11 protein-coding genes are annotated in these 12,656 nt (G+C 65.3%); 9 read left to right on the top strand and 2 right to left on the bottom strand.

Annotation, left to right across the window (positions count from 1 at the left end; genetic code table 11):
• The 3 genes from I5M_RS00835 to I5M_RS00825 form a co-directional block, all read left to right on the top strand.
• A partial coding sequence (locus I5M_RS00835) for a TonB-dependent siderophore receptor (protein ID WP_022719670.1) occupies nucleotides 1–1,748 on the top strand: 1,748 nt, incomplete at its 5' end.
• Nucleotides 1,749–1,773: 25 nt separating this feature from the next.
• Nucleotides 1,774–2,964 (top strand): PepSY domain-containing protein, encoded by a 1,191-nt coding sequence (locus I5M_RS00830; protein WP_051048631.1) that lies wholly within the window; start codon nucleotides 1,774–1,776, stop codon nucleotides 2,962–2,964.
• Nucleotides 2,961–3,185 (top strand): hypothetical protein, encoded by a 225-nt coding sequence (locus I5M_RS00825; RefSeq protein WP_022719668.1) that lies wholly within the window; start codon nucleotides 2,961–2,963, stop codon nucleotides 3,183–3,185. Before I5M_RS00830 ends, I5M_RS00825 begins: the two co-directional genes overlap by 4 nt.
• Here the strand turns inward: I5M_RS00825 and I5M_RS00820 are convergent.
• On the bottom strand, nucleotides 3,182–4,975 hold the full coding sequence (locus I5M_RS00820; RefSeq protein WP_022719667.1) for a cation:proton antiporter: 1,794 nt from the start codon (nucleotides 4,973–4,975) through the stop codon (nucleotides 3,182–3,184). The two genes, I5M_RS00825 and I5M_RS00820, sit on opposite strands and share 4 nt — an antisense overlap.
• A gap of 166 nt (nucleotides 4,976–5,141) precedes the next feature.
• Here I5M_RS00820 and ybaL point away from each other — a divergent pair, with 166 nt between their 5' ends.
• Complete coding sequence (ybaL, locus tag I5M_RS00815) at nucleotides 5,142–6,830, top strand: YbaL family putative K(+) efflux transporter (RefSeq protein ID WP_022719666.1); 1,689 nt, start codon at nucleotides 5,142–5,144, stop codon at nucleotides 6,828–6,830.
• Nucleotides 6,831–7,024: 194 nt separating this feature from the next.
• Here ybaL and I5M_RS00810 read toward each other — a convergent pair whose 3' ends face one another.
• On the bottom strand, nucleotides 7,025–8,251 hold the full coding sequence (locus I5M_RS00810; protein WP_022719665.1) for an NADP-dependent isocitrate dehydrogenase: 1,227 nt from the start codon (nucleotides 8,249–8,251) through the stop codon (nucleotides 7,025–7,027).
• 398 nt (nucleotides 8,252–8,649) lie between these two features.
• Here I5M_RS00810 and I5M_RS00805 point away from each other — a divergent pair, with 398 nt between their 5' ends.
• The 5 genes from I5M_RS00805 to I5M_RS33290 form a co-directional block, all read left to right on the top strand.
• Nucleotides 8,650–9,852, top strand: coding sequence for a TrmJ/YjtD family RNA methyltransferase (locus I5M_RS00805; protein WP_022719664.1), 1,203 nt, complete (start codon nucleotides 8,650–8,652; stop codon nucleotides 9,850–9,852).
• 153 nt (nucleotides 9,853–10,005) lie between these two features.
• Nucleotides 10,006–11,007, top strand: a complete 1,002-nt coding sequence (locus tag I5M_RS00800; RefSeq protein WP_022719663.1) for a diguanylate cyclase — start codon at nucleotides 10,006–10,008, stop codon at nucleotides 11,005–11,007.
• Nucleotides 11,008–11,107: 100 nt separating this feature from the next.
• Nucleotides 11,108–11,509 (top strand): DUF2147 domain-containing protein, encoded by a 402-nt coding sequence (locus I5M_RS00795; RefSeq protein WP_022719662.1) that lies wholly within the window; start codon nucleotides 11,108–11,110, stop codon nucleotides 11,507–11,509.
• 183 nt (nucleotides 11,510–11,692) lie between these two features.
• Nucleotides 11,693–12,181: a transcription elongation factor GreA gene (gene greA / locus I5M_RS00790; RefSeq protein ID WP_022719661.1), complete on the top strand. Its 489-nt coding sequence runs from the start codon at nucleotides 11,693–11,695 to the stop codon at nucleotides 12,179–12,181.
• 274 nt (nucleotides 12,182–12,455) lie between these two features.
• On the top strand, nucleotides 12,456–12,656 hold a 201-nt coding region (locus I5M_RS33290; protein ID WP_031334882.1), incomplete at its 3' end, for an NADAR family protein.

Genomic DNA, 12,656 nt, shown 5'->3' with positions numbered 1-12,656 from the left:
TCGTCGAGCCGTTCAATCTCGAGCGGATCGAGGTGCTGCGCGGGCCGCCTTCGATCCTTTACGGCCAGGCGTCGCCGGGCGGCATCGTCAACATGGTCAGCAAGCGCCCGACCTTCGAGCCGTATCACGAGATGTTCGTCTCGACCGGCACTCGCGGGCGCATCCAGGGCGGCGTCGATCTCAGCGGTCCGCTCGACAAGGACAAGCAGCTCGCCTACCGGTTGACCGCATCCGGCTTCGACGTCGGCAGTCAGGTCGATTATCAGGGCTATCAGCGGGTTTCGATCGCGCCGTCGCTGACCTGGCGGCCGACCAACGACACCACCCTGACGGTTCTCGGCACCTATCAGCGCGATCCGAAGGCCGGGTTCTACAATCAGCTTTCGCCGCTCGGGATCGGCACGATCTACCCGTACAACGGCCGGACTATCCCGACCAGTTTCTTCTCCGGCGAACCGGGCTTCGATCACACCTCACGCAGCTACGGATCGATCGGCTATCTGCTCGAACACAATGTCGGAACGGGCCTGACGGTCCGTCAGAACCTGCGCTATCTCGACAGCGACACCGATTTCGCCACCGCGTCGCCCAACATGTCGACCGATCCGACGCGGATGACCCGCGGCGCCTATGGCACGCAGGAAACCATCAAGTCGTTGTCGGTCGACACCCAGGCCGAAGGCCGTTTCCGGTTTGGCGGCTTCGAACATACCACGCTGTTCGGCATCGATTATCGCAACGCTTCGGACCGGGCCTATAACAGCTCCGGCACGGCCACCACCATCAACGCCTTCGCGCCGATCTACGGCACCATTCCGACATTGAAACTCGCGTCCGCCACCGGTCAGAACGTCCAGCAGGTCGGCGTCTACGCCCAGGATCAGATCAAATTTCAGAACTGGATCGCGCTGCTCGGCATCCGGCGCGACCAGGCGGATTCGCAGACGACCAATCTGCTGACCAACGCCCGGACCGCGGACAAGTCGGATTCCGCGATCACCAAGCGCGGCGCGCTGATGTACAAGTTCGACAACGGCGTGGCTCCCTACGTGCAGTACACCGAGTCGTTCCAGCCGACGGTCGGCACCGACTTCTACGGCAACGCTTTCGATCCGACGCGCGGCCAGCAATACGAAGCCGGCGTGAAGTATCAGCCGAATCCGAAATCGCTGTACACGCTGGCCTATTTCGACCTGACCCAGCAGAACGTGCTGACCACCGATCCCGACCCGACCCACGTCGGAAAGAGTGTGCAGACCGGCGAGATCCGGTCACGCGGCGTCGAGTTCGAGGCCAAGACCGAGGTCAACGCCGACCTCACCATGCTGGCGTCGTATACTTATCTCGACCAGACCGTCACCCAGTCGAACAACCCGTTGCAGCTCGGCAAGCGCCCGATCGGAATGCCGACGCATACGGCGAATCTCTGGGCGGACTACACCTTCCACCGCGGCCCGCTCGACGGGTTCGGTCTCGCGGGAGGCGTCCGCTACATCGGCGAAAGCGCGGGCACGACGTCGAACACCTATCCGAATTCCAACGTGCCGTTCAACGTGCCGGCGGTGACGCTGTTCGATGCGGCGATTCACTACGATCTCGCCGCGCTCGGGCGGCAGTTCACCGGGCTTCGGCTGTCGGTCAACGCCACCAATCTGTTCGATAAGGTTTATGTCGGCGTTTGTCAGGATTTCGGCTGCTATTACGGCCTGCGCCGCGAGGTGATCGCTACTTTGCGCTATCGCTGGTGAACGCGCGACGAGGATGGCCGAGCCGATGACACGCGCCGCCCTGCGGAAATGGTTCTGGGTCCACAAATGGACCAGCCTGGTCTGCACCGCCTTCCTGCTGTTGATCTGCGTCACCGGTCTGCCGCTGGTGTTCAGCGATGAGATCAACGACGCGCTCGACGGCGCGCTGCCTTACGCCGCGGTGCCGGCCGGCACGCCCAGGGTCGATCTCGATCACCTGATCACGGCGAGTCGGGCGCGATATCCCGGCGAGACGGTGCTGTTCGCCGCGCTTCTCGACGACGAGCCAAAGGTGATCGTGACGCTGGCGCCGTCGTGGGCCGCGTTCGTCGCCGACCGCCACGCGGTGCACCGGATCCAGTTCGATGCCCACACCGGCGCGGTGTTGAAGGCGAGCGACCCCAACCAGGACGCGGGCGTGCGCGTCACCGATGTGCTGCTCAGCCTGCATCGCGATCTGTTCGCCGCGCTGCCGGGCGAATTGTTCCTGGGGCTCATCGGGCTGCTGTTCGTCGCCGCGATCGTCTCCGGCGTCGTCGTCTACGGGCCGTTCATGCGACGGCTCGACTTCGCCACCGTGCGCTCGGAGCGGTCGAGCCGCGTCAAATGGCTCGACCTGCACAATCTGCTCGGCATTGTGCCGCTGATGTGGATGCTGGTGGTCGGGGCGACGGGCGTGGTGAACGAGTTGTCGACGCCGCTGTTCGGGCTCTGGCAGATCACCGACGTCAAGGCGATGCTGGCGCCGATGGCGGGGAAGCCGGTGCCGCAGCAACTCAGTTCGCCGCAGGCGGCGATCGACGTCGCGAGAGCGGCGGCGCCGGAGATGGTGCCGACCAGCGTCGTGTTCCCAGGCTCGCCCTTCGGCTCGCCGTATCACTACTTGATCTGGACCAAGGGTCGCAGCGCGCTGACGTCGCGGCTGTTCAGCCCGATCCTGGTCGATGCCCGCGACGGCAAGCTGGCGGCGGTGGTGATGATGCCGTGGTACCTGCGCGTTCTGGAAGTGTCGCGGCCGCTGCATTTCGGCGACTACGGCGGATGGCCGCTCAAGATCATTTGGTGCCTGCTCGACATCGTCACGATCGCGGTGCTTGGCAGCGGCTTGTATCTCTGGTTCGGCCGCCGGCGCCTGCCGCCCGAATTTTCGGAAGTCGAGGCCGATCTTGCCGACAGCCGCGTCAGCGGCCCGCTCGTCGAACGGGCGGCCGAATGAGCGGGCGGGCCGATCTTCGGGTGTGGCGCTGGCCGGTGGCGTTGTCGGTGCTGATCGCGGTCGGGCTCGCCGCGGCGTTGCTCGGCGAGGGCGGGGCATGGTGGGGCTTGTCGTGGGCTGCGCTCGCCGTGCCGCTCGCCACCATCGCGGTGGCGTTGGCCCGCAGCCGGAGGCGGGCGCGCTCCGGTCGGTCCAATGCCGGCGCGGCCCGACCCAGCTAGTCCGCCGTCACGCCTTCGCGTACCTGTTTCTTGCGGGCGTCGCGTTCGTCGTGGATCACGGCGATGACTTTGCCGACCGGCATGCCGAGCGTCTGCAGCACGGTCGAGGCGATCTCGAAGCTGGCTTCCAGCACTTCGCGGACGACGTCGCTGGCCCCGAGCTTGAACAGCCGGACGGCGTGCGCGGCGTCGCGTGCGCGGACGATCACCGGCAGATCGGGACGCTCGGCGCGGGCCGCGGCGACGACGTTCTCAGCCGCGACGGCGTCGTGCATTGTCACCACCAGCGCCGGCGTTTCGGCCAGTCCGCACAGCCGCAGGAAGGCGCGCTGCGTCGCGTCGCCGTAGACGACGTTGTGGCCGGCCTTGCGCGAGCGTGCCACTGCTTCGGGGTCGACGTCGATGGCGATGAACGCCTTGCCCTGTTTGTTCAGGATGTCGCCGAGGATGCGGCCGACGCGGCCGTAGCCGACGACGATGATGCGCGACGGCTCGGCCGGCCCCGGATCGGTGTGGCCGAGCGCTTCGGCGGTGACCTTGCGGACGCGCTTGCCGGCCTTGCGGCTGAGCCGCGCCAGATAGGGCGTCAGCAGCATGGTGCCGGACGCGACCAGCAGCATGAACTGCTCGACCTCGTGGGTGATCAGCCCGCTCGAACTCGCCAGGCCGAGAACCAGGAAGGCGAATTCGCCGCCACCGGCGAGCAGCAGGCTTGTCTCGGTAACCACCGGCCAGGATAGTCCGAACAGCCGCGTCAGGCCGGCTATCACCAGCGCTTTCAGCGCCACCATGCCGATCACCGAGTACAACACCATCGCCGGATGCCGCGCGACTTCGGCGAGATCGATCCGCATCCCGACCGAGATGAAGAACAGCCCGAGCAGCATGCCTTTGAACGGCTCGATATCGACTTCGACCTGACGGCGGAATTCGGTTTCCGCCAGCACCAGGCCGGCCAGGAAGGCGCCCAGAGCCATCGACAGGCCGGCGACATGGGTGAGCAGCGATGTGCCGACCACGACGAACAGGATCGCCGCCATGAACAGCTCGCGGTTGTGGGTCTGCGCCACCAGCCGGAACAGCCGGCGCAGCACCAGACGCCCGAATGCGACGATCAGGACGATCGCCGCCGCAGCCTGCGCCAGCGCCACCAGCAGCCCGACCCACACCGAGCCGGTCGCGCTGGTCACCGCGGCGACTTCACCGCCGCTACTCGCGCCCGAGCCGGCGCTGCCGAACACCACGATCAGAAACAGGATCGGCACCACGGCCAGATCCTGCGCCAGCAGCACGGCGAAGATGCTGCGCCCGACAACAGAAGCGAGGCGCTTCTGCTCGGCGAGAAGCTGCAGCACGATCGCGGTCGAGGACAGCGCCAGGCAGGCGCCGATCACCAGGCTCGCCTCGATGGTATTGCCGAACGACAGCGCGATGCCGGCAATCGCCGCGGTGGTCAGCCCCACCTGCAGCATGCCCAGTCCGAACACCAGCCGTCGCATGGTCCACAATCGGTCGAACGACAATTCGAGGCCGATGGTGAACAGGAGGAAGGCGACGCCGAGTTCGGCGAGGCGATCGACGGTCTCTTGCGACGTGATGGTGACGTAGCGCAGCCAGGGCAGGCCTTCGTCGACACGGCCGAGGGCATTGGGACCAAGTACCAGGCCGGCGATCAGGAATCCGAGCACCGGGCTGATGCGAAACCGCGTCATGAGCGGGATGACCACCCCCGCGGTGCCGAGGAAAACCAGCATCTCGCGATAGGCGCCGATATCTGTCTCTGCTGCCATCGTTTCTTCAATCACGCTGGAACCGCGGGTGCGACGATTTAGATCAAGCGACGCGGCGTCTGCGGCGATTAATCGCGATTGGACGGTGAGATTTCTGCTCATCACAACCGAGCACGCGACGCTGCGGCGATCGGTAGCCTCATCGCTGGTGGCGCCGCAGGGCGTTATGCCGCACAACGGGAGCATGGAGCATAATACACCGCTGATCTCGACCATCGTCGCCGGCTTGGTGCTGGCGTTCGGCTTCGGCCTTGTCGCAAATCGAATCAAAGTTTCGCCGCTGGTCGGCTATCTGCTGGCCGGCGTGGTGATCGGGCCGTTCACCCCCGGCTATGTGGCCGATCAGGGCCTCGCCAACGAGCTCGCCGAGATCGGCATCATCCTGTTGATGTTCGGCGTCGGGCTCCATTTCTCGCTGAAGGATCTGCTCGCCGTGAAGGCGATCGCCATCCCCGGCGCGATCGTGCAGATCGCCGCCGCGAGCGTGATGGGCGTCGGGCTCGGCTACGTGCTGGGCTGGCCGATCGGCGGCGGCCTGGTGCTCGGTCTCGCGCTCTCGGTTGCCAGCACCGTGGTGCTGCTACGCGCTCTGCAGGACCGCCGCTTGCTCGACACCGACCGCGGCCGCATCGCCATCGGCTGGCTGATCGTCGAAGATCTGGCGATGGTGCTGACGCTGGTGCTGCTGCCGGCGCTGGCAGGCATTCTGAAAGGCGACGCCAACGGCGCTGGCTGGCAGGAAGTGCTGTGGCCGCTCGGGCTGACGCTCGGCAAGGTCGCGGCCTTTATGGCGTTCATGCTGATCGTCGGCCGCCGGCTGATCCCGTGGCTGCTGCACTACGTGGCGCACACCGGCTCGCGCGAACTGTTCCGCCTGGCTGTGCTGGCGATCTCGCTCGGTGTCGCGTTCGGCGCCGCGATGTTGTTCGACGTGTCGCTGGCGCTCGGCGCGTTCTTCGCCGGCATGATCCTGGCGGAGTCCGAGCTCAGCCAGCGCGCCGCCCACGAGACCCTGCCGCTGCGCGATGCCTTCGCGGTGCTGTTCTTCGTCTCGGTCGGCATGCTGGTCGATCCTTCGATCGTGCTGCGCGATCCGCTGCCGTTGCTCGCCGCGGTGCTGATCGTGATCATCGGCAAGTCGATCGCCGCGTTCCTGATCGTGCGGCTGTTCGGCCATCCCAACATGACGGCGCTGACGATCTCGGCGTCGCTGGCGCAGATCGGCGAATTCTCGTTCATCCTCGCTGGCCTCGGTGTGAGCCTGGGACTGATGCCGGAGCGCGGCCGTGATCTCGTGCTCGCCGCCGCCATCGTCTCGATCATGCTCAATCCGGTGATGTTCGTTCTGCTCGATCGCTGGAGCGCCAAGGCGAGCGAAGCCGACGACAAGCTCGAAGCCGAGGGCAAATTGGCCGTACCGGTGCATCACCACGACGGCCACGTCGTGCTGGTCGGCCATGGCCGCGTCGGCGGCGTGGTGAGCGAGGCGCTCAAGCGCGACGGCGCCGATTTCGTGGTCATCGAGCACGACAACGATCGCGTCGCCAAGCTGCAGCAGGACGGCATCGCGGCGATCGGCGGCAACGCCGCCGCGCCCGAGATGCTGGAAGAGGCCGAGATCGCCAGCGCCCGCGGCCTTTTGGTCGCGATCCCCGACGCTTTCGAAGGCGGCCAGATCGTCGCCAAGGCCCGCGCGCTGAATCCGACCCTGCCGATCATCGCCCGCGCCCATTCGGCCGAAGAGGTCGCGCATCTGAAGACTAACGGCGCCAGCGTGGTGATCATGGGCGAAGACGAAATCGCCAAGGCGATGATCGCGCGCTTAGGCGCTAACACATCCTCGGCGTCATCCTGAGGCGCCGCCGCGCAGCGGCGGCCTCGAAGGATGAGCTACATGCACGCGTAGCTGTCATCCTTCGAGGCGCGCAAGGGCGCGCACCTCAGGATGACGACTCCTGGCTCGGAGCAAAGACAAACGTCATGCCGGGAAAAAGAAAAAGGCGCGGATTGCTCCGCGCCTTTCGTGTGTCTGGTTCGCCAGAAAGCGGATCAGGCGGCCTTCGGCTCGCTCATCGCCTTGGTCAGGTTCTCGGCGACCTTGTCGAGGAAGCCTTCGGTCGACAGCCAGCGCTGATCGGCGCCGACCAGGAGCGCGAGGTCCTTGGTCATGAAGCCGGCTTCGACGGTCTGGACGCAGACCTTCTCCAGCGTGTCGGCGAAGCGGGCGAGGTCCTTGTTGCTGTCCAGCTTGGCGCGATGCGCCAGGCCGCGGGTCCACGCGAAGATCGACGCGATCGAATTGGTCGAGGTCGCCTTGCCCTTCTGGTGCTCGCGATAGTGGCGGGTGACGGTGCCGTGGGCGGCTTCGGCTTCCACCGTCTTGCCGTCCGGCGTCATCAGCACCGAGGTCATCAGGCCGAGCGAGCCGTAGCCCTGGGCCACGGTGTCGGACTGCACGTCGCCGTCGTAGTTCTTACAGGCCCAGACGTAACCGCCCGACCACTTCAGCGCCGCGGCGACCATGTCGTCGATCAGGCGGTGCTCGTAGGTCAGGCCCTTGGCATCGAACGCCGCCTTGAACTCGGCGTCGAAGATCTCCTGGAAGATGTCCTTGAAGCGACCGTCATAGACCTTGAGGATGGTGTTCTTGGTCGACAGGTACACCGGATAGCCGCGGGCGAGGCCGAGGTTGAACGAGGCGCGGGCGAAGTCGGCGATCGACTCGTCGAGGTTGTACATGCTCAGCGCGACGCCGGCGCCGGGCGCCTTGAACACTTCACGCTCGATCACCTCGCCGTTCTCACCGACGAACTTCAGCGTCAGCGTGCCCGGGCCGGGGAACTTGATGTCGGTCGCGCGATACTGATCGCCGTAGGCATGGCGGCCGATGATGATCGGCTTGGTCCAGCCCGGCACCAGCCGCGGCACGTTCTTGCAGATGATCGGCTCGCGGAACACGACGCCGCCGAGGATGTTGCGGATCGTGCCGTTCGGCGACTTCCACATGTTCTTGAGGCCGAATTCCTTCACCCGCGCTTCGTCCGGGGTGATGGTGGCGCACTTGACGCCGACGCCGTACTTCTTGATCGCCTCGGCCGCATCGATCGTGACCTGGTCGTCGGTCGCGTCGCGGTGCTCCATACCCAAATCGAAGTACATCAGTTCCAGGTCGAGGAACGGCGTGATCAGCTTGTCCTTGATCATCTGCCATATGATGCGGGTCATTTCATCGCCGTCGAGTTCGACGACGGGGTTGGTCACCTTGATTTTCGCCATGCGGGGATCGGGCCTTCTTGATTTCAGCGCTTAAAGGGCGGGAATTGGGCGTTAAGCCGCGCCCGCTATAGCACCGCGCCGCATGCGCCGAAAGCCGAATACAAGAGCAAATCGAACGGATTCGCAGCGTTCCAAGCCGGTGGATTCGGCGCCGCGCCGGCAGCGCTGGCTCATGTGATAGGCGAGGGCGGAGCTGAGATTCTTAACGAACTGTCAAAACTCTTGGTAAACGATTTATTTACCTTGAGAATCCGCCCCAGCCTTGGCAACTCCGGAGGGCTGGATTGCAGCTCCGCGGCGGGTCTGCTTCAAGCTCAGCTACAATGTGAGCGGTGTGCAGCCCATCCCTCGGTCGAAACCGGGGTGGCGGCCCCCATTGACTTTCGAAGGCGATCCCGATGGCCGGCTCCGGCACCGATAAATCCAAGCCTGGCGCGGACCTCGCGGGGCCCGTTGTTATTCTTGTCGAACCTCAGCTCGGCGAAAACATCGGCATGTGCGCCCGCGCTATGGGTAATTTCGGCTTAAAACGTTTACGGCTGGTGAAGCCGCGCGACGGCTGGCCGAACATCGCCGCGCAGCGGTCCGCCGCCGGCGCCGACTTCATCCTCGACAATGTAGAACTGTTCGACAGCGTCGAGGCCGCGGTGGCCGACTGCACGCTGCTGTTCGCCACCTCGGCGCGCGCGCACGACCAGGCCAAGCCGGTGGTCGGGCCGGAGGCGGCGGCGCAGGAGATCGTGGCCGAGACTGCCGCCGGCGCCAGCGCCGGCATCCTGTTCGGCCGCGAGCGCTACGGTCTCGAGAACCAGGAGGTCGCGCTCGCCAACCGCATCGTCACCTTCCCGGTGAACCCGGCGTTCGCCTCGCTCAATCTGGCGCAGGCGGTGCTGCTGATGGGCTATGAGTGGTTCAAGCACGCCACCGGCGGCGCGCTGCCGCACACCATGCCGGACCGCTCCGAGCGCGCCTCGCAGCAGCAGCTCGAAGCCTTCTTCGACAATCTCGTAGCCGAGCTCGACCGCGTCGAGTTCCTGCGGCCGCCGGAGAAGCGCGACACCATGCTGGTCAACCTGCGCAACATCTTCACCCGGATGGAGCCGACCAAGCAGGACATCCACACCCTGCACGGCGCCGTCATGGCGATCGCCGAGGGCCGCAAGGGCCCGGCCAAGGGCGGCGTGCTCGGCGGCGAGCAGGCGACGCGGCTGCGCGCGCTCTTGGCCGAGCGCGCGGTCGGTACGCCCGACGCCGAAGGCGGCTCAATGCGCGGGCTGGCGCGGCTGCTCCGCCGCAACCCGACCGACGCCGAGCGCCTGCTGTGGGACAGACTGCGCAGCGACCGCCGCTTCGCCGGCGACTTCAAGCGCCAGACCCCGGTCGGCCGCCACATCCCGGATTTCGTCTCCTTCACCCGCCGCATCGCGCTCGAATTGATCAATGCCGGCGAGCCCGAGGCGGTCGCCACCGAGCGCGGCGCCCGCAAGGCCTGGCTCGAGGCGCGGGATTATCGGGTGGTCTGGCTCGAGGCCGCCGAGGTCGAGCGCGACATCGCCGCCGTGCTGGGCCGGCTGGAGACGGTGCTGGGCCAGGTTCCATAAGGCTCCGTACCGCATTGCTAACGCATTTGCCGCTAGGCTTGTCCGTTGCCGTTCGGTTGATCCGGACGGCGCAATGCGATCGTTGGCGCCAGCGGCTTGGTCATCGATCGCTGCTAGACCTGGGCTCTACGTAAAACGGCTTCCGACGCTCTCATGACTGACACGCTCGATCGCGGATTTGGTGAATCGCAACAGCCGGCCACCGCGGCTCCGCTGTACGAGACCGCGCAGGGCGAGTGCCTCAACGAGACCGCGCTGCTGGCAAAATACGCGATCGACCGGATCGCCGAGATGATCATCTGGCTGGACGAGGACGGCCGGGTGATGTTCGTCAACGCGGCGGCGACGAAGCTGCTCGGCTATTCCAACGCCGAGTTTCTGTCGATGACGGTGCTGGACCTCGATCCGCTGTTCGATGCGGCGATCTGGAAGGCGCACTGGCAAGAGGTGGTGGAGCGGGGCTCGTTCACGTTGGAAACCGTCAACCGCACCAAAAGCGGCGTCAACATTCCCGTCGAGGTCACGGTCAATTTCGTCGAGTGTCTCGGACGCAAGATGAACTGCTCGATCGTGCGCGACATCACCGAACGCAAGCAGGCCGCCGAACGGCTCGCGGAGATGAACCAGCGGCTGGTGGCGGCGAGTCTCACCGATGAACTGACGGCGCTTGCCAATCGCCGGCATTTCGACCGCGTGCTCACGGCCAGCTATATGCGGCACCTGCGGACTCGTGCGCCGCTGTCGCTGATCCTGATCGACATCGATCACTTCAAGGCCTTCAACGATCGCTACGGACACCTGCAGGGCGACCAATGCCTGCAGCGCGTCGCGGAAGTGATCGACGACCGGATGTTCAGGCCAGACGATCTCGCGGCGCGCTGGGGCGGCGAGGAATTCGTTTGCATCCTGCCCGAAACCGACCGCGCGGGCGCGCTGGTGGTGGCGAACTGCCTTCGTGACGCCATCCTCGGCCTCGCGATCCCGCACGAGGCCTCACCGATCGCTGCCGTCGTCACCGCGAGTTTCGGTATCGTCACTGCGATCTGCCAGCCGGACAAGACCGCGGACAGCCTGTTCGAAACCGCGGATGTGCTGCTCTACGAAGCCAAGAAGCGCGGACGAAACTGCATCGTCCAATCTCCCGCTGTCGGGTAGCGCCGGCACGCGTCAGCCCCCATTTGGCTTGGGGCACATCCCGCGATTGGTTCGATCGCAAGCGGCTGTGCACCGCTCTGAAATCTTCAAGGGAGGAAGTATGCGACGGTTCTCGATCGCTCGGCGTGGTGGTTTCGGATTCGCCATCTTGGCCGCCATGGTCGCAGTCTCGGGTAGTCCAGCCCGCGCCGACGACGTCGCCGGCGTTTGGCTGCGCGACAGCGGCGCCTCGAAGGTGAAGTTCGCGCCCTGCGGCGGCGCTGTCTGCGGCACGCTGGTCTGGATCAAGCCCGGCACCGACACGCCGGCCAAGATCGGCCAGAAAGTGTTCTTCGACATGAAGCCCTCCGGCCCGAACGCCTGGAGCGGCAGCGCCTTCAACCCCGAGGACGGCAAGACCTATTCGGGCAAGATGAGCCTCGAAGGCGCCAAGCTGACCACCCAGGGCTGCGCCATGGCCGGCCTGATCTGCAAATCCGCCAGCTGGACGCGGAGCAACTGAGCGGCCGCGCCGGAGGTCGGGCTTGCCCCGACCAGCCGCGGGCCCGAAGTTCGCAGATGGTAGCCCGGATGCAGCGAAGCGAAATCCGGGATCGCGCGTTGACTTCTAGCGGGCGGTTTTAAGTGCCGCCAGCTGCGGCACCGCCCAGTCATGCGCCAAATGCCTATCAAGACGGAGTGTTGAGTGAGCGTCGCCTTCACCAAGGAAGACAGTGCCGAGACCGCATCCGAGACGGTGCTGCCCGATCGGCCGATTTCCGAACACCCCAATCTCGTCACCGCCGCCGGCCTCGCCGCGCTCGAGGCGCAGCTCGCCGAGGCGCGCGCCGCCTATGAGGCCGCGCAAAGCATCGACGACGTCAACGAACGCCGCCGCACCGAAGCCATCCCGCTGCGCGACGCCCGCTACTACGCGGCCCGCGTCCGCACCGCTCAGGTGATGCCCGAACCGGACAGCACCGACGTCGTCGCCTTCGGCTCCACCGTCACCTTCCGCCGCGCCGATGGCCGCATCCAAACCTACCGCATCGTCGGTGAAGACGAAGCCGACCCGAAAGCCGGCACCATCTCCTTCGTCGCCCCGGTGGCGCGGCTGCTGATGGGCAAGGAAGTCGGCGACGTGGTGGGGAAGGGGGCGCAGGAGCTGGAGGTGGTGGGGATTAGAGGCGGCTGAGGGCGGAGAGGTCACAGTGCCTCTTGTCTCGCGCGCCCTGTTTGACATCTTGAACATTGAGGCAAACGAATCAAGTCGATCCAGCACGTTCCGGCGCCAAACCGAGCGGCGAAAAACACAACAAGATTTTGATCGCTATAGTATTTTAGTTATTCTCCCCGAAAGGTTTGCCAGATCTTTGGTGTGTGTGTCATCGACCTTCCTTCTAGCGTTCTCTGAGGCGATTACTGGGCCACCAGAATCGCCTAGTAGGAGATCGATTTTAGATCGTTCAATGCCAAAGTTCACAAGGACCGAAAAGGTGGGAAGAAAAAATAAGGCGGATGTTCAGAAGGACACGGCCGGTGAGATCAGATTCTACCGAGCCAACGAAAAACCCTACGGTGCCTTCAGTAATCTGTATAAGTCTCCCATCGAATTTGAAGGGCAAACCTTTCCGACGGCCGAACATGCCTATCAAGCTGGTAAAGCGGTC

The organism is Rhodopseudomonas sp. B29, from assembly GCF_000333455.1.
In the GTDB taxonomy this organism is placed as follows: Bacteria; Pseudomonadota; Alphaproteobacteria; order Rhizobiales; family Xanthobacteraceae; genus Rhodopseudomonas.
This window is presented reverse-complemented; position numbering and strand designations above follow the sequence as displayed.

Bases quoted from the DNA above. Each gene is read 5' to 3' on its own strand.
- I5M_RS00830 (WP_051048631.1), top strand. From the start codon at position 1,774: ATGACACGCGCCGCCCTGCGGAAATGGTTCTGGGTCCACAAATGGACC.
- I5M_RS00825 (WP_022719668.1), top strand. From the start codon at position 2,961: ATGAGCGGGCGGGCCGATCTTCGGGTGTGGCGCTGGCCGGTGGCGTTG.
- I5M_RS00820 (WP_022719667.1), bottom strand. From the start codon at position 4,975: ATGGCAGCAGAGACAGATATCGGCGCCTATCGCGAGATGCTGGTTTTC.
- ybaL (WP_022719666.1), top strand. From the start codon at position 5,142: ATGCCGCACAACGGGAGCATGGAGCATAATACACCGCTGATCTCGACC.
- I5M_RS00810 (WP_022719665.1), bottom strand. From the start codon at position 8,251: ATGGCGAAAATCAAGGTGACCAACCCCGTCGTCGAACTCGACGGCGAT.
- I5M_RS00805 (WP_022719664.1), top strand. From the start codon at position 8,650: ATGGCCGGCTCCGGCACCGATAAATCCAAGCCTGGCGCGGACCTCGCG.
- I5M_RS00800 (WP_022719663.1), top strand. From the start codon at position 10,006: ATGACTGACACGCTCGATCGCGGATTTGGTGAATCGCAACAGCCGGCC.
- I5M_RS00795 (WP_022719662.1), top strand. From the start codon at position 11,108: ATGCGACGGTTCTCGATCGCTCGGCGTGGTGGTTTCGGATTCGCCATC.